Below are 16816 nucleotides of genomic sequence, written 5' to 3' on the forward strand. Positions count from 1 at the left end.
GCGTGGAAGAACCGATACCCGTGACACGGGACGTGGACTGGGGCACGGCCAAGCTGATGCCCGACGTGGACCGGCCGCGCGCCTGGCTGCTCACCGTCGACGGGTCACCGCAGTCCTACGTGGACCTGGACGACCCGACGCACCTCGAATTCGAGTACGCCCGCCGGATCGCCCACGTCCTCGACACGGCGGCGGAACCGCACCGCGCCCTGGACGTGCTGCACCTGGGCGGCGGCGCCCTCACGCTGCCCCGCTACGTCGCCGCCACCCGGCCCGGGTCCCGGCAGCTGGTCGTCGAGGCCGACCGGGGCCTCCTCGCGCTCGTCGCCGAACACCTGCCGCTGCGCGACGGCTCCGGGGTCGAGGTGCGCGCGGCGGACGCCCGCGCCGAGCTGGAGGCCGCGCCCGGCGGGTCCGCCGACGTGATCGTCGCGGACGTCTTCGGCGGCTCGCGGGTGCCCGCCCACCTGGCCTCGCTGGAGTACGCGCGGGAGGCCGCCCGCGTCCTGCGCCCGGCGGGCCGCTACGCCGCCAACCTCGCCGACGGCGCGCCGTTCACCTTCCTGCGCTCGCAGGTGGCCGGCTTCGCGGCGGTCTTCGCCCATGTGTGCCTGATCGCCGAGCCGCCGGTGCTGCGCGGCCGCCGCTTCGGCAACGCCGTCCTCGTCGCCTCGCACAGCGAGCTGCCGGTGGCCGCGCTCGCCCGCCGGGCCGCGGGCGACGCCTTCCCGGCCCGGGTCGAGCACGGGGAGGCCCTGGAGCGGTTCACGGCCGGGGCCGCGCCCGTGCGCGACGCGGACGCGGTGGGCTCGCCGGAGCCGCCGGGCGGGGCGTTCAGCATCGGCTGACGCCCGCCCGCGGTCCGGTCCGGCGCAGTCCGGACCGCGGGCCACCGGCCGGGCTCCGGCGGGTCAGGAGCTCTTGAGCGGCCGGAGCGAGCTCATGATCTTCTTGATGGTGTCGTCCGACAGGTCGTCACCGGTCCCGGTCGCCGCGTGCAGCACCCAGGTCGCGAGGTCCCCGGCGGAGTCCTTGTACGTCACCGTGAAGGACTTTCCGTCGGTGTCGCACTTGTCGCTCTTCGTCACACCGGTCACCGTCGCGGTGGAGGTGTAGCCGGTGAGCCCGTGGTCGCTCTTGAAGGGCTTGGCGTCGGTGCTCTCCAGCTTGCCCGTCTGCTTCAGGTCGTAGCCGGCGATCAGCCAGTTCTCGGCCTCGATCTTGGCGGCGCTGGCCATGCTCTTGGCGCCCTGGGCGCCCTTCGTGCCCGCCGCGCCCAGGCTGCCGTTCTTCCGGCAGACGCCCTTCTTGTAGCGGGCGGTGCCGCTCATCAGGACCAGGCCCTTGCCCTTCTCGTCCTCGAAGCCGATGGACTGCGAGGGTGACTCCACCATCCAGTCCGACGGGACGTCGAAGGCGTCGTGCCGCTTCTGGTTGGTGACGACCTTCCAGCCGTCGATCACCGGCTTGACCTCCTCGCCGCCGCTGCGCGGGTTGTCGAGGGGGGCCTCCGAGCCCGACGGGGACGGGGCGGTGGAGGCGGGCGCGGAGGCGGAAGCCGAGGGCTTCGTGTCGTTCTGCGCCACGTTCTCCTTGTCGTCGTCCTTGAGCACGACGACACCCGTGACCACGGCCGCGGCCACGACGGCCACCGCCGCGCCGATCGCGATCACGGTGGTGCGCTTGCGGTTGTCCCCGGGCGGCCGCGGCGCCCCGGGCGGGCCGCCGGCGTTCCACTGCGGCACCGTGCCCGGCTCGACGCCGGGCTGTGCCGGCTGCCCCGGCTGCGGGCCGGGCTGCTGGTACGGGTTCGGCTGCTGCTGCCCGTAGCCGGGCTGCGCGTACCCCGGCTGCTGGTACGGGTTCGGCGGCGGGAACCCCGGCTGAGGCCCCGGCGTCTGGTACGGGTTCTTGTCCTGCGGGTTCTGCTCGCCCCCGGGCGGCTGCTGTCCTGGCCACATGGCCGATAACCATAGAGGCAGTAGCTGCCTTGTGTGACGGGCGCCCCTTCCCGCCGAGGCTACCGGCTGGTAACTTGCGGCTATGTCTGAGACCAAGTCCCCGATCGGCGACATGCTCGCTGCCACCGTGCCCATGGTGCGCACCCTCAACCTCGCCTTCGGCGAGATCACGGCCGAGCGCGCCGTCGTGAGCCTCCCCGACCAGCCCGACTACCACAACCACGTCGGGGGCCCGCACGCCGGAGCCATGTTCACCCTCGCCGAGTCCGCGAGCGGCGCCATCGTCCTGGCCGCCTTCGGCGACCAGCTCGGCCGCGCCGTGCCGCTGGCCGTCAGCGCCGAGATCGGCTACAAGAAGCTCGCCAAGGGCCCGGTCACCGCCACCGCCGAGCTCGGCCGCCCGGCCGCCGAGGTCGTCGCCGAGCTGGACGCGGGGGAGCGCCCCGAGTTCCCGGTCCGCGTCGCGATCACCCGTGAGGACGGCGCGGTGACCGGCGAGATGACGGTCGTCTGGACGCTGCGGCCCAACTCGTAGCAGGACGGTCACCCCGCGGACCACGGCCGGATCCGGCCGGTGGCATCCGCCGTGGGCGAACCCAGGAGGCCCGGAGCGCCGAGCGCTTCCGGGCCTCCGGCGTCCGGTGGGGTCCCGCCGGTCACCCGGTCTTCGCGGCCGCGTCGAGGACGCGGACCGTACCGGTGGGCGACGTCCGGCCGCCCACCTGGAAGTCCAGGCGCGACTCCCCGGAGGGGGCGTCAGGGGAGGCCTTCACCGCGACCCACGCCCCGGACCTCGACCCCTTGCCCGCCAGCGCCAGGCCGACGCCCTCGACGGTGAGCGTCCGCCCGTCCGGTGACAACGTGCCGTCGTAGGACGTCGTGTGCATGTCGGCGTCCATGACGGTCACCTGGCAGATCCCGTCGTGCCCCGGGACGAACCGCAGCCCCGCACCCGCGGGAAGGGTCACCCGGACCGTCTGCGGCGGGACGGTGCCGCCCTCGACAGCGCGCACGTCCACGCCCACGAATCCGGTCTCGCCGGCGCGGGTCAGCCGCGGTTCCGAATCCGAGGGTGACAGCGCGAACCGCGGCACGACATGGACGGCGGTGGAAGGGGAGTACCGGTCGCCGACCTGGAAGCCCAGGGCCGTGTCCCCCAGCGGGGCGCCGGCGGCGGCCTTGACCGCGACCCACGCCCTGGACTCGGAGCCCTTGCCCGACAGGGCCAGGTCGACGTCCTCGAAGGTCAGGGTCCGTCCGTTCAGGGTCCCGTCGAAGAACGTCGTGCGCCCGTGGGGGTCCTGCACGGTCAGCTGGTACCCGGGCTCGCCCTGGGCGACGAACTCCAGGCCCTTGCCCTCGGGGAGGGTCACGGAGACCTTCTGCGGAGCGGGCCTGCCGTCGTCCTCGGCCAGCAACCGCACGCCCGGGTAGCCGGTCTCGCCGCCGTGCGTCAGCACGACGTCCGGCCACTCCACCGGCAGCACCGAGTACCGGACGACGACGGAGGCGCCGCCCACCTTCCGCACGCGATGGTTCTCGGTGTCGGCGAGGTAGACGTTGCCGGCGGAGTCCAGCGCGACCCCGAAGGGCGAGTAGAGCGGCGTCTCGGTGGCCGGCTCGCCGTCACCGGTGAAGCCGGTCTTCCCGTTGCCCGCCACGGTGGTCATGATCCGGGTGGCGGCGTCCACCCGCCGGATCCGGTGGTCGTCGGTGTCGGCGATGTAGAGATTGCCGGCCGCGTCCACCGCGACACCACGGGGGTGGTAGAGGCTGTTCTTGACGGCCGGCCCGTCACCGGTGAAGCCGGGCTCTCCGTTCCCCGCCACCGTGGTGATGATCCGGGTCCTGGCGTCCACCTTCCGCACCAGGTGGTTGTAGGTGTCGGCGATGTAGAGGTTGCCGGCGAAGTCCACCGCGACCCCGTAGGGACCGTAGAGGTGGGCGTCGACGGCCGAGCCTCCGTCGCCCGGGGTGCCGTAGCCGTAGGTGCCCGCCACCGTGGTGATGATCCCGGTCCTGGCGTCCACCCTCCGCACCCGCTCGTTGTTGCTGTCGGCGATGTAGAGGTTGCCGAGGGAATCCACCGCGACGCCACGGGGGTTGTTGAGGTACGCCTCGGTGGCCGGCCCCTCGTCCCCGCTGAAGTAGGCCTTCCCGATGCCCGCCACCGTGGTGATGGTCCGGGAGTGGGCGTCGATCTTCCGTATCCGGTGGTTGTCGGTGTCGGCGATGTAGAGGTGGCCGGCGGAATCCACCGCGACCCCGTCCGGGCGGTTGAGGAGCGCCTTTGCGGCGGGCCCGTAGTCACCGGCGAAGCCGTCCTCGCCGGTGCCCGCCACCGTGGTGACGATCCCGGTGCCGGCGTCCACCCGCCGCACCCGGTGGTTCTTGGAGTCGGCGATGTAGAGGTTGCCGGACGCGTCCGCCGCGACGGCGGTGGGCCGGTGGAGGGCGGTGGTGGTGGCGCTCTTGCCGTCACCGGTGTAGTCGGCGTCGCCGTTCCCCGCCACGGTGGAGAGGAGGGGCTCGACTGCCGGGGCCCGGGCCGGGGATCGCTCGGTACCGCTGGGTTCACTCATCACTGGGTCCTTTCCGCCCGTACCGGGCGACGACGGAAGACGTGGTGCTGTGCGTTCTCCCCGGGCCCCGGTGCTCTCCTGAGGGTCTCGGTGGCGGTGAGCACCGGGGGCCGGGGCACGGCGGGTCGTTCACGGTGCCGGAACGGCGCGGTTTCGCGCCGGAGTGCGGCGGCTCCCGCCCCCGCGCGGGGGTCAGGTGCTCGCGAGGTCCGCGATGACCAGAGCGGTCACGGTCCCCTTGAAGCCCCAGGCGACGTCCCTGGAGTCATTGGGGTGGTTGCGCCGCCAGAGGGTCAGCTTGACCTGCCCGTCGTCGTCGGTGTCCTCGCTCGGCTCCAGCCCCAGCTCTATCTCGTCGAGCGACATCGAGCAGTGCGACGGGGAGCCGTTGAGCAGCACCTCGAGCGAGTAGGACTGGAGCACCACGTTGTAGACGGGGCGCATCTTCTCGTCCCTGCGGACCTTGCCCGGGATGGAGAACCCTCGCTGGTCCGTGTACGGGACGGCCATGGGGGCCCGGTCCACCTTGAACTTGACCTGCTTGAAAGCGATGGGCATGGGGTGCCTTTCCTTTCGGTCGGAAGATTCGGTCGGAAGAGGGTGAAGACGTGCGGTCGTGCGTTTACCGCCGCGGCGACTCCTTCGGTGCCGCGGATCCGTGGCTCAGCCGGCGGCCACGGAAGTCTTCGTGCGGGGCGGGCCCGCCACATGGAAGGACCTCTGCCGCTTGGCGTCGTAGAGCGACTCGACGGCGTCGCACCAGAGGCCGAGGTCGGGGGTCGCGCTGAGCTCGGCGGAGCGTGCCAGGGCCCGGCGGGAGGCCTTCGCCCAGTTCTCCGGGTCCCGCAGCGCCCGGAGGGCGTGCAGCCACGCGTTCAGGTCGTCTCGGTAGGCGAAGATGCCCGCCTCGCCGAGGGCCTCGACGAGACCGGGGGTGGGGTGGGCGATCACCGGGATGCCGGACGCGAAGGCCTCCACGGCCACGCGTCCCCAGGATTCGTACAGGCTCGGCATGAGCACCACGCGCGACCTGCTGTAGACGTGCTCGCGCATCTCGTTCCCCGGCACGCCGTCGACGATCTCGCAGTTGGGCAGCCGGGTCGGCGGGGTGGTCTGCTGCCCGTAGGCGCCGCGGACCCCCAGGAATTCCCATTCCGGTGACCAGGCGGCGATCTGCCAGAAGATGTCGCCGCCCTTGTCGGGGTTGAGGTTCACCAGGGTCACGCGGTCGCCCGGGGTGGTGCGGTAGTGCTCCGCGATGACGGGCGGGCGGACGACGATCGTGCGCCCGGGCAGGAACTCCTGGGGGTACTGCCCGTAGTGGATCTCGCCGTCGCGCCGGATCCACTCGCTGTTGTAGACGACGAGGTCGGCTCCGGCCGCGTCGTGGAAGCTCGACGCGAAGTTGTCGTGGCAGATCACGACCACGGGGATGTGCCGGGCCTTGGCGAGCCCCGCCACGATGGGGACGTTCTCGTACTGGGACAGGAGCACGTCGGCCTTCTGGGCCTCGGCGGCGAACTCGGCGCCCGCCTGGTAGGGGACGACCCGCACTCCGTCGATGTCGTAGGGCTTCTCGAGGGTCCCGGGGTGCGACAACCACACCGTCACGCGGTGGCCGCGCTCGCTCAGCGGGCGCAGCATCGAGTGGAGCATCCACTCGGAGCCGGCGTTGTGGGCCGGGGGGTATCCGTACACCCGGGCCACGATGGACATGCTGCGCGGCCTGGCGGACACGGCCAGTCGGGGCGTGCGGGCCGTCACCTTGCTCACCTGAATGCGCTCCTTCCGGATGGGGGCGGTGCGACGGTCGTCAGGCCGGCTGGTCCACGTGGACGGGCGTCGAGCCCGACGTGCCGTCACCCACGCAGAAGGTCAGGGACAGGGGGTCCTTGGTCGCGGGGGCGCCCTCGGCGGACTTCACCGCGACCCAGGCGCTGGACGTCGCACCCGCCCCGGACAGAACCGGGTCGACGCCCTGGAAGGTGAGGGCCCGGCCGTCGGACGAGAGGGTCCCGCGATAGGTCTTCGTGGCCCCCTTGGCGTCCTGGACGGTCAGCAGGTACCCCGTCCCGCCCTCGGCGACGAACTGGAGCGCCTTCCCCTGCGGGAGAGCCACGTAGACGTCCTGCGGGGAGACCGTGCCGCTGTCCTCGGCCTTCAGGACCACACCCGGGTAGCCGACCGGGGTGGCGGAGTTCAGTGTCACGTCCGGCGGCCCTCCGGCAGCCACCGAGAACGGGATGTGGTCCACGACGCGGACCGGTGTGGAACCCGACGTCCGGTCACCCACGCAGAAGGTCAGGCAGGAGGCTCCCGGCCGGGCGTCGCCGGAGGCCCGCACCGGCAGCCACGCCGTGGACTTCGACCCCTTTTCCGGCAGGGCCGGGTCGACGCCCTCGAAGGTGACGGCCCGGCCGTCCGACGACAGGATGCCGCGGTAGGTGTTCGACTGCCCGTGGGCGTCCAGCACGGTCAGCAGGCAGTCGTTGCCGCCTTCGGTGACGAACCGGAGCCCCTTCCCTTGGGGGAGGGCCACGTAGACGTCCTGCGGCGGCACGGGAGCGTCCTCGCCCACCTGCTTCAGCTGCACGCCCGGGTATCCGGTCTCGCCGGCGGGGGCGAGCGCCACGTCGGGCGGTCCGCCCGGCGTCACCGTGAACGGGCCGGTGACCTGGGCGCCGGCGGGCGGCTGTTCGTGAGTACTTCCGTTTTCGACAGCGGTCATGGCGATTGTCCTTCCACTCCGGGTGAGGGAATGCGGGAATGGGCGATGCCTTGCGAAAATCAGGAGAACGTGTCCGGCGGTTTCCCGGGCGGGGAATTCACTCGGTCGTTCGGTGGCGATCTCGGAGCGACCGCCGGACACGGAGAGAAACGTACGGTCGCCGGAACAGGGGCGTCAAAGCCGAGAATCGGCAAGAGCGGATCAACGCGCCAGGGTTTCTCCCTGCGTTGCGCGTTGCCGCGCGCCTGGCGCGTACGGTGGGCTGCGACCCCTGTTGAGCTGCGGCGATAAACGCTCTCGCGGGGACCGGTGGATGATGCAACAGATGTTGACGTCAAACGGGGCTGATCATTCCGATTGATGATCGGGATGAGGAGTGCCTGGTCGGGGGCGTCCGTCCGGTCGTTTATGGGTTTCCGTCGCAGGTGGGCCGGATCCCGTCGGGATTCTCACTGCGAGTGACCGTCGCGTGGGGGCCGGAATCGTGCGTGCGGATTCGGCGGCCGGGGCCGGAAGTTGCCGCGAGCCTGTCAGGAGTCCGGGAGTGGTGCGTGCGGTCGTTCGGCCTGGTCGGCAGGAAAGTTGAGAGGGTGTCGGGGTGAAAGGGTGGGGGAGATTCAACTGTTGAAGGGTGATGGACCTTCTTGCTGGGCCGCTGTTTTCGGCGACGTGGATTCCGTCCGAGCCGTGGATACTCGACAGGAATGCCGTTCGGAAGGTTTGCCGGTCGTTTATCGGCGTGCGGGTGATGGGGTGTGCGTCACATGGGCGAGGTGCTTCCGCGGGTGCCTCTCGAAATGTGCGCCGCGTCACTGCTGAGGTGTGCCGGGTGGGGTCGTCGCAGGTGGGGTGGCATGGCGCGGGTCTCCAGGGAGGGCGCGCCGACCGGTGGGCTGATTCCTGACGGACCGAAAGATGTGTTCAAGAGGCGTTTAGAGAGCCGCGATCAGCCGCCCCACGCACCGGAAGCGGCGTCCGAAAGGCTCGGGTGCGTAAGGGTGCGGCGTCGTGACGCCCGCCACTTTCGTCGCGCCGGTATTGCGGGAATGCGGAAGCCGCCGGCCGCCGTATTCCTGCCGGGGGAGCGGCGCGGCGGGAGGAGCCCGGTGTGGTTCGGGATTCACCTATGTCCGGAAGGCGCCGTCGCCCCCGACGCATACTTGTCGGGCATACCCCCGATGTGACTTGATGAGCGGCCCTGCGTATCGGCCGCACCTGGGGTGGGAGGGGTTTGTGCATGGCCCTGGAACGTGACGACATTCTTGAGAATGCGCTGGACTTCAGTCCGGCGAGTGCCGCGGGAGCGAAACGGGTCAGCGAAATGCTGGTGTTCCTCCGCCAGCGGTACGCGACGTTCGCGCCGGGGCAGACCGGTGACGCGCGCTTCTTCATGGTCGACGTTCAGTTGGACGGGAACCGGACGATCCAGCTCTACTTCCAGAAGAGGAACCTCTACCTGCGCGGCTGGACGCACGACCGCGGCACGGACTTCATGGGCGGCTGGGACCGCGAGGAGAGGGCCCTCACCGACGCACAGCGGGGAGAGCGCATTCCCACCGGAATGACCTTGAGGAAGGGGTCGGACTTCCTCAAGTCCGAGTACGCGAAGGACGCGGACAAGGAAAGCCTGTCGCGGACCACGATGGAAGGGCGGCTGGGCAAGCTCCACACCTACCTCGGGGACGTGGTCGCCGAGCGGCGCGCCGACAACGCGGGGGCCGAGGCCGCGCTGCACGTGATCGCCCGGATGACGGCGGAGATGGCCAGGTTCGGCTTGTTCGCCAAGTCGTTCACGCAGAAGTGGGCGGCGGGGCTGGAACAGGACTACACGGTGACCGTCAAGCTGCACTACTCCCCCGGGGAGTACAAGGACTACACCACTCCGCCTTTCAGGGACGCCATCCTGAAGTGGAAGAAGACGACGAAGAAGTCGAACGGCGGGACGGACACCCTCACCGTCCTCGGCAAGACGATCGTCCAGGTCGAAGCAGAAGCGATCATCGGCGGCGGCGCCAAATGGCGCCCCGAAGCCGGTGAATGACCCACCCTTCCCTGCCGACAGAGCGGAGACCGGCATGAACGCACCGCACACCGGGGGCCCGCCCCCCGTCGACCTGGAAGCGTTGCGCGCCCACATCCTGACCCTGGGCTCCCCACCCACCCTGATCTCCATCGACGACCGGTTACCCGACTCCTTACGGGACGCGCTCACCGCCTTCCCGCACGGAACCCTCCAGGGCGCCGCCGGATCCGGTCCCCCCGAGATCGACCCCGAGGGCACCCGCCTCACCCTCCCACTGGTCTGCGCCTCCCAGGAGTGGCCCGCCGGCACCTCCATGGCCCTCGTCGTGACCGCCGTGACCGTGACCGTCACCGCCGCGGGCGCGACGACGCTCCTCCTCGACGCCGTCCACGACAAGACCGACGTGACCGCCGCGGTCACCGCCGACGGGCCCGGCCGCCTCGCCGCCGCCGTACGGCCCGTCCAGCCCGGCGCCTTCGCGGGCGCCCTCGAAGCCCTCGGCCGCGCCTTCGCCGGCGACGCCGTCTGGGGAGCCACCGCGGCCGGCCTCCAGGAGTTCGGGTTCGCGCCCGACCGCGTCGCCGGGTTCGACTACCGGCTCGACAAGAAGGACGGGGCGTACAGCGCGACGTCCATGGCCGTCGTCGCCGCGCTCGACCTGGAAGCGCCCGGCGGGGCCACCGCCCTCGGCCTCGACGTCTCCCTGTGGTTCCCCGACCTGCGCGTCACCGGCCGGCTGCGCGGCGGCGAGGCCGTCGACGTGCGCGAGCTGCTCACCTCCTTCGGCATGCCCGCGGCCGACGTCCCGGACGGGCTCGGCAGCGCCGAACTCGGCTTCGCGGCCGACCTCGGGGACGCCTACCTCGTCCGGACGAAGCTCACCGGCTCCTGGGACATCGCGCCCGGGCTGACGCTGCGCGGCCTCTCCCTCGACCTGTCCTACAGCCGCGACGAGAAGTTCGTGGCCCGGTTCGGCGGGACCGTGTCGCTCGGCGACGCCCTCAGCATCGACGTCTCCGCCGCCCAGCTGGGAGGCGGCCAGGGCTGGCACTTCCAGGGCGGGCTCACCGCGGGCACGTCCGTCGGCATCGGGGACGTGGTGTCCGCGCTCGGCCTCACCGGCGTGCCGGGCCCCGTCGAGAGCATGACCCTCACCAGCCTCTGGGTCTCCCGCACCACCGGCACCGGGCGCACCGAGTTCGTCTGCCAGGGCGAACTCACGATCGCGGACGGCCTCACCGCGTCCCTCGGCGCGACCGTCGTCCGGGATGCCACCGGTCTGCGCTACGGAGGAACCCTCGACGTCGACGGCTTCCGCTTCGACCTCCTCTTCGACACCGCGGAGGGCGGCAAGGACGTCTTCGTCGCCACGTACCGGGCCTCCGGCGACGACCCGCTGCGGGTCTCCCTGCGCGACTGGATCGCCGCCCTCTTCCCGGAGGCCGCGGACAGCATCCCCGCCGATCTGAGCATCGCCCTCGACGCCGCGAAGTTCGCCCGCGTGAAACCCCCGGGCGCGGCCCCCCGCTTCTGCGTCGGCATCGACCTCTCCGCCCGCCTCGACCTCTCCGCCCTCCCCCTCGTCGGCGAATACCTGCCCCCGGCCGGCGACCTGGCCATCGAGAACCTGCAAATCGTCTACAGCTCCGGCGACTTCGACGCCAAGACCACGGCCACCGTCAACCGCCTCCTCGGCACGGCCGGCGTCGGCCCGCTGCCCGCCGTCGGGCTCAAACCCGGGCCCGCCGCCCGCGCCGACCTGCGCCTGGGCCCGGTGGTCCTGGAGCTGTCCGCCGGGGTGTCCGCCCCGGCGTCACCGACGACACCGCCCGCCCGCGCGCTCCCGGCGGCGAGCGGCACCGGCGACGGCCTGCCCGTCGCGGTCTCCGCCCCCGTACCGCCCGCCGACCGCGGCGGCCTCTGGGCGGACGTGGGCCGCGCCTTCGGGCCCGTGCAGATCCAGCGCATCGGGCTCTCCTACGACCGCGGCAGGCTGTGGTTCATGTTCGACGGCTCCCTGGGCGCCGCCGGGCTGGACATCGCGGTGCAGGGGCTCGGCCTCGGCTTCGACCTCGACGGGGACCCGCTGCTGCCGGAGCCCCGGCTCGACGGGCTGCTGGTCTCCTTCGAGCGGCCGCCGCTGCGCGTCGGCGGGGGACTGATCACCCGCAAGCAGCCGGGCTACGACCTCATGGTGCAGGGCCAGCTCGCCATCGAGATGCCGGCCTTCGGCGTCACCGCCGTCGGCGCCTACCAGCGCAAGACGGACGGCACGCCGTCGATGTTCGTCTTCGGCCGGGCCACCGCCGCGTTCGGCGGGCCGCCTCCGTTCCGGGTGACCGGCGTGGCGCTGGGCTTCGGCTACAACAGCACGGTACGCGTCCCCCGCCAGGACGAGGTCAGCACCTTCCCCTTCGTGGCCGGTCTCGACGGCGGTCTGCCCGAGGACCCGATGCAGGCGCTCGCCCGGCTCACCGACGGGTCACCGCCCTGGGTCTCGGCCCGCGAGGGCCAGGTCTGGCTGGCCGGCGGACTGGACTTCACCTCCTTCGAGTTCCTCCGCGCCCGTGTGCTGCTCCTTCTGGAGGCGGGCCATGACCTGACCGTCGCCCTCCTCGGGCACGCCGTGGCGAGCTTCCCCAAGCAGGGCAAGGCGTACGCCCGTATCGGCGTCGACCTGCGGGTCGTCTTCCAGTCGGCGCGCGGCGAACTCGCCGCCTCCGCCCAGCTCGTCGACTCCTACGTCATCGACCCGGCGTGCGTCCTCACCGGCGGCTTCGCGTTCTCCTCGTGGTTCTCCCCGAGCGACCACGCCGGCGACTTCGTCCTCACCGTGGGCGGCTACCACCCTGACTACAAGACGCCGAAGCACTTCCCGGCCGTCCCGCGCCTCGGCTTCACCTGGTCCGTGGGCTCGGCCGTCTCCATCACGGGCGCCGCCTACTTCGCGCTCACCCCCAACGCCGTCATGGCCGGCGGCCTGCTCGACGTGCGCTACAGCGCGGGCATCGTCGAGGCGTGGCTGACCGCGAAGGCCGACATCCTGATCCAGTGGGCGCCCCTGCACTTCCGGGCGGGCATCTCGGTCCGCGTCGGCGCCAAGGTCAGGCTGCTGTTCACGGTCAGCGGCGAACTGGGCGCCTCGCTCGACCTCTGGGGCCCGCCCACCGGCGGCACGGTCACCGCGAAGTTCGTCTTCATCTCCGTCACCGTGCGGTTCGGCTCCTCCCTGACCGGCCCGGAGCCCCTGACCTGGACGGAGTTCCGCACCCAGCTCCTGCCGCCCGAGAAGCCGCTCACCGCCCACCCCCTCACCGGCCTGCTGACCGACTCCGACGCCGACCCCGAGCTGCGGGCCGCGCGCGTCGAGGCCGGGACGGAACCCTGGCTCGCCGACCCCTCGGGCTTCTCCTTCGCCGTCTCCACCGTGGTGCCCACCGCGCGGGCGCGGTTCAACGAACGCGACCCGCTCGGACAGGAAACCGTCGACATCCGCCCCATGGGCAAGAAGGACATCGACGGCCTCCTGCACGTCACCGTCGCCTTCAGCGACACCCGCCGCGGGCAGACCGCGAGCTGGCGCGCCGTACCCGGCGAGGAGCTCTGGCGCGTCGAGACCCAGAGCGGGAACGTGCCGTTCGCCCTCTGGGGCGACCCGGACGTCCCCCAGAAGAACGCGCTCGGCCAGGAACCCCTGCTCGACCACATCACCGGCCTGCGCGTCACCGTGCCCGGTCCCAAGACCGTCGGCCAGGACCTCGGCCCGATCGCCGAACGCGACCTCGCCCAGGAGAAGCTCAGCCCCGACGCGACGCTCCCCCTCGACTCCGGCGCCGTGCCCGGCGGTCCCCCGGTGCACCTGGCCGAGCCCCTCGGCGTGGGCGTCGGCGTGCTCGCGGACGAGCTCGCCACGCTCTCCGCCGGCACCGCCCGCACCCGGATGCACAGCGCCCTCGCCGGTCTGCTGCCCGGAAGCCCGCTCCCCAACGGCACCGTGAGCGCCTACGCCGACGGGGCCCGCACCCTCGGCCTCGACGCCGACCCGCTGCTGCTCACCGAGGACCCGGCGCCGCCGCACCCCGACCCCGTCCTCCTCGTCCTCGACGACACCACCGGGCAGATCCTCACCGTCGACCCGCTCACCACGGCTGTCATCGGCCGGGTCCCGGTCGGCCGCCCCGGCCCGTACCTCGCCGTCACCTCCGCGGACGGCGCGAGCCTCTACGCGACCGGGCCCGACGGGCGGGAGATCGCCGTCATCGACACCGTCGCCCAGCGGCCGAGGCCCCCGCGCACGGGCATCACCCTCGGCGGCGCGCCCACCGTCCTCGCGGTCCGGCGCGACGCCACCCGGGCGGTCGTCGCCTGCCCGGCGCCCTGGGCGGCCGCCTCCGTCGACCTCACCGGGGACGCCGCACCGGTGCACACCCACGTCGACCACCAGGACGTGCGCAACTTCGGTGGCATCGCCGTCGACGCCGAGGCGGGACGCCTATACGTCAACGCCAACGACGCCAGCACCACCGTCACCTACGACACCTCGGCCGGCGAACTCCGCGGCAAGGTCTGGGGACCCGCGACGCCCACGTTCGTCACCCCGGGGGAGACGGGCCGGGTGTACGTCTACGGAGCCGCCGCCGGCAGCAACGGCCAGGTGCAGGTGATGCCGGTGCCGACGAGCGGCGCCACCTACACGCCGTACAACTTCACCACCCCCGGCACGGCCCTGGCCATGCTGACCACCTCGGCCCGGCGCGCCGTCGTCCTCCGCAGGACGGGCGGCACCGGCCACGTCGTCACCTTCTACGAGCGGCAGGCCTCCCCGCCCGTCACCGTCAAGGAGACCGAGGTCGCCCTGGGCGCCGACCCGCTGGCCCTCGTCCTGGACCCGCGCGACCGGGCCTGGGTGCGGCACGCGGCCGCCGTGTCCGTCGTGGCCGGCGGCGAGCTGCTCGCCGAACTCCCGCTCGGCGCCGCGCCGCTGTCCCTCACCTTCACCCCCGACGCCGGCCGGGCCTTCATCGCCTGCGACGACGCGACCGTCGCCGTCGTCGACATGGGCGCCGGCGGACCGGCCGTCACCGGGCGCTGGCAGCTGCCGCCCGGCACCGTCGCCTCCGCCGCCCTGTTCACCACCTTCGACGTCACCGCCTCGGAAGGGGCCGCACGATGACGGACCAGCTCGACGCCCCCGTCCAGGTCACCGACCCCGGCTTCGTCCTGCACTTCCGGGACAACCGCGAACCGGCCGTCGACGCCGGCCTGTACCGCGTCCGCGCCGAGCAGACCCTGCCCGGCGTGGACACCGGTAACTACCTCGTGCCCGTCGAGGAGACCTTCGAGGTCCGCGCGCCGCAGTTCGCCCTCGCCGACGACCAGGTGCACGCCGTCAACCCGGCACCCGGCACCCACGCCGACCACTCCGGGACCCTCGCCCACCTCACCCTGGCCAACCCGCTGCTGCCCTGGATGCGGCGCCTGGACGAACCCGGCCGCAAGGAGGCCGCACCCGCCGAACCCTGGCTCGCCCTGCTGGTGTTCGCCGAGGGCGAGCTCCCCGCCGACCCGCGGTCCGACGCCGTGACCGTGACCCGGACCGCCGAGGAACTGCTCACCGACGCCGAGGGCGTACGGCACCCCCGCATCGCCCCCTCGCAGATCGAGGGCGACCCCACCGCGGCGTGCCGCACCGTCGACATCCCCGGCGACGTCTTCGCCACCGTCGTGCCCCGCACCGACGAGCTCCGGCACCTCCTGCACGTCCGCGACGTCACCACCGACCCCGGCCTGCGCGGCGAGCAGCTCGCCGAGGGCGCGTACGCCGTCGTCGTCTCCTCCCGGCTGCCCGACCGGACCGTCCAGGCGCGGTACGCCGCCCACCTCGTCGCCCTGGAGGGCTGCCGGTCGATCCTCGCCGACGCCGACGCGGGCCGGCTCACCCACGACGTCACCGTCCGGCTGGCCGCGCTCCACAGCTGGTCCTTCACCAGCGACCCGGCCGAAGGCGGTGGATTCGCCGGCCGGGTGCGCCACTTCCTCTTCGACTCCACCGAGAAGGAACGCGACCTGCTGCTGCGCCTGCCCCCGCCCCCGGCCGGCGACGGCTCCGCGGCCCGTGAGACCGCCCTCGCCCGCCTGGCGTCCGGCCGGGTGCCGCTGCCCTACCGGCTGGAGACCGGAGAGGACACCTACGCCTGGTACCGGGGCCCGCTCACCGCCGAACCCGCCCAGAAGCTCCCCGACACCCCGGAACCCGGCTGGACCAGCGCCGCCCGGCTCATGGTCTACGAGCGGGCCTGGGGCCTCTTCGACGCGGGCTGGGGCGCCGCCTGGACGCTCGGCCGGGCCCTCGCGCTCGCCGACGCCGACTTCGCCGCGAGCCTGTCCGCCTGGCACGCCAAGGCCCGCGCCCGCGCGGCCGCCATGGCCCAGCGCCTCGCCGCGCCCGGCCTCGGCACCCCGGCCTCGTCGCGCGACGCCGCCGCCTTCCACGCCCGGGCCCTGGGCCCGCGCCCCTTCGGCGGCCTGCTGGAGGAGCTCGCCGCCGACGGCACCGCCGCCCGCCTCCTGCGCGCGGCCACCCACCCCGCCGTCGCCCGGCCCCTCCCGCCACCGCCGGACCCCGCCCGGCACGCCCCCGCGGCCGGACACCGGGGCGCGGGCCGGGCCGCCCGTACCGCCGCCCTCCTCGCGGACCCGCCCACCGCGCTGCGCACCGCCCTCGCCGCCCACCTCGCCGAGGACGCCGAACCGGTCACCGCCTGGCTCCGGAAGCTGCGCCTGCTGCACAACCTCCCCTTTCCCGCGCTCGTCCCCGACGAGAGCGCCCTGCCCGCCGAGTCCCTGCGCGTGTTCTACGTCGACCCCGGCTGGCTCACCGCCCTCGTCTCAGGCGCCGCCGGCATCGCCATCACCGGGGAACTCGACGCCGCCGTCGCCCGCATCGCCGCACCCTGGGCGCGCGGCGACGAGGCCGTCACCCCCCGCGCCGGTGTCCTCATCCGCTCCGCGCTCGTCCGCGAGTGCCCCGGCCTGCTCGTCCGCCCCTACCGGGGCCACGGCGAGACCCGGCAGCCCCTCGCCGTGCTGCGCCAGGACACCCTCGGCCCCGACGTCCTCCTCGTCCTCTTCGAGCAGGTGCCCGACGAGATCGAGCTGGCCGAGCCGCCGGAGGGACTCTCCTTCGGCATCGACACCGACCTGCAAGGCCGCCGCACGATCAACCTGCGGAATGTCGACGCCCCCGTCGCCCAGGAGATCACCAACGAGGCGTTCCCGAACCCCCCGGGCCCCGACGGGCTCGACGCCCACCTGCGCCCGGACCCGGCCGGCCGCCCCGCCGTCCTCGACCTGCGCCCCTCCGCCGAGGCCGGCCTGCTGCGCGCGCTCGGCGCCCGGCTGACCGCCCTCGGCCAGCAGGCCGCCGCGGACTTCGGCCCCGCCGGGCTCGCCACCCAGCTCGTCAACGCGCCCCTCCGCCAGCTCATCACCCGCGAGCCGGCCCGATGACCGCACACCCTCC

10 protein-coding genes are annotated in these 16816 nt (G+C 73.0%); 5 read left to right on the plus strand and 5 right to left on the minus strand.

The window, feature by feature from the left end:
• Nucleotides 1-2 precede the first annotated feature (2 nt).
• Nucleotides 3-848 carry a spermidine synthase gene (locus SMD11_RS28445; protein WP_199843971.1) on the plus strand — a complete coding sequence of 282 codons (846 nt, stop codon included), beginning with the start codon at nucleotides 3-5 and terminating at the stop codon, nucleotides 846-848.
• 63 nt (nucleotides 849-911) lie between these two features.
• Here the strand turns inward: SMD11_RS28445 and SMD11_RS28450 are convergent, their stop codons facing one another.
• A complete protein-coding gene (locus SMD11_RS28450; protein ID WP_087929160.1) occupies nucleotides 912-1961 on the minus strand; it encodes a hypothetical protein in 1050 nt (349 codons plus the stop codon).
• Nucleotides 1962-2043: 82 nt separating this feature from the next.
• On the opposite strand from SMD11_RS28450, the gene SMD11_RS28455 reads away from it, so the two are divergent.
• The gene (locus SMD11_RS28455; protein WP_087929161.1) at nucleotides 2044-2496 is read left to right on the plus strand and encodes a DUF4442 domain-containing protein; all 453 of its coding nucleotides are present in this window, start codon (nucleotides 2044-2046) and stop codon (nucleotides 2494-2496) included.
• A 121-nt stretch (nucleotides 2497-2617) separates the two neighbouring features.
• Here the strand turns inward: SMD11_RS28455 and SMD11_RS28460 are convergent, their stop codons facing one another.
• The 4 genes from SMD11_RS28460 to SMD11_RS28475 all read right to left on the minus strand — a co-directional run bounded on the left by SMD11_RS28460 (nucleotide 2618) and on the right by SMD11_RS28475 (nucleotide 7271).
• Nucleotides 2618-4543, minus strand: coding sequence for an NHL repeat-containing protein (locus SMD11_RS28460; protein WP_087929162.1), 1926 nt, complete (start codon nucleotides 4541-4543; stop codon nucleotides 2618-2620).
• A 192-nt stretch (nucleotides 4544-4735) separates the two neighbouring features.
• Nucleotides 4736-5101, minus strand: a complete 366-nt coding sequence (locus SMD11_RS28465; RefSeq protein ID WP_087929163.1) for a hypothetical protein — start codon at nucleotides 5099-5101, stop codon at nucleotides 4736-4738.
• A gap of 105 nt (nucleotides 5102-5206) precedes the next feature.
• Entirely contained in the window at nucleotides 5207-6316 is a 1110-nt protein-coding gene (locus SMD11_RS28470) for a glycosyltransferase family 4 protein (RefSeq protein WP_324614778.1), read from the minus strand.
• Between the two features lie 40 nt (nucleotides 6317-6356).
• On the minus strand, nucleotides 6357-7271 hold the full coding sequence (locus SMD11_RS28475; RefSeq protein WP_087929164.1) for a hypothetical protein: 915 nt from the start codon (nucleotides 7269-7271) through the stop codon (nucleotides 6357-6359).
• Nucleotides 7272-8508: 1237 nt separating this feature from the next.
• On the opposite strand from SMD11_RS28475, the gene SMD11_RS28480 reads away from it, so the two are divergent.
• Genes SMD11_RS28480 through SMD11_RS28490 form a run of 3 tightly spaced genes read left to right on the plus strand, consistent with a single transcriptional unit; the run spans nucleotide 8509 to nucleotide 16803 of the window.
• On the plus strand, nucleotides 8509-9312 hold the full coding sequence (locus SMD11_RS28480; RefSeq protein ID WP_087929165.1) for a ribosome-inactivating family protein: 804 nt from the start codon (nucleotides 8509-8511) through the stop codon (nucleotides 9310-9312).
• Between the two features lie 34 nt (nucleotides 9313-9346).
• Nucleotides 9347-14467: a DUF6603 domain-containing protein gene (locus SMD11_RS28485; protein WP_087929166.1), complete on the plus strand. Its 5121-nt coding sequence runs from the start codon at nucleotides 9347-9349 to the stop codon at nucleotides 14465-14467.
• The gene (locus tag SMD11_RS28490; protein WP_087929167.1) at nucleotides 14464-16803 is read left to right on the plus strand and encodes a hypothetical protein; all 2340 of its coding nucleotides are present in this window, start codon (nucleotides 14464-14466) and stop codon (nucleotides 16801-16803) included. The genes SMD11_RS28485 and SMD11_RS28490 overlap by 4 nt, the downstream gene beginning before the upstream one ends.
• Nucleotides 16804-16816: the final 13 nt, after the last annotated feature.

It is taken from the genome of Streptomyces albireticuli (assembly GCF_002192455.1).
Classification (GTDB): domain Bacteria; phylum Actinomycetota; class Actinomycetes; order Streptomycetales; family Streptomycetaceae; genus Streptomyces; species Streptomyces albireticuli_B.

Bases quoted from the DNA above. Each gene is read 5' to 3' on its own strand.
- SMD11_RS28465 (WP_087929163.1), bottom strand. From the start codon at position 5,101: ATGCCCATCGCTTTCAAGCAGGTCAAGTTCAAGGTGGACCGGGCCCCC.
- SMD11_RS28485 (WP_087929166.1), top strand. From the start codon at position 9,347: ATGAACGCACCGCACACCGGGGGCCCGCCCCCCGTCGACCTGGAAGCG.
- SMD11_RS28460 (WP_087929162.1), bottom strand. From the start codon at position 4,543: ATGAGTGAACCCAGCGGTACCGAGCGATCCCCGGCCCGGGCCCCGGCA.
- SMD11_RS28480 (WP_087929165.1), top strand. From the start codon at position 8,509: ATGGCCCTGGAACGTGACGACATTCTTGAGAATGCGCTGGACTTCAGT.
- SMD11_RS28475 (WP_087929164.1), bottom strand. From the start codon at position 7,271: ATGACCGCTGTCGAAAACGGAAGTACTCACGAACAGCCGCCCGCCGGC.
- SMD11_RS28450 (WP_087929160.1), bottom strand. From the start codon at position 1,961: ATGTGGCCAGGACAGCAGCCGCCCGGGGGCGAGCAGAACCCGCAGGAC.
- SMD11_RS28455 (WP_087929161.1), top strand. From the start codon at position 2,044: ATGTCTGAGACCAAGTCCCCGATCGGCGACATGCTCGCTGCCACCGTG.
- SMD11_RS28490 (WP_087929167.1), top strand. From the start codon at position 14,464: ATGACGGACCAGCTCGACGCCCCCGTCCAGGTCACCGACCCCGGCTTC.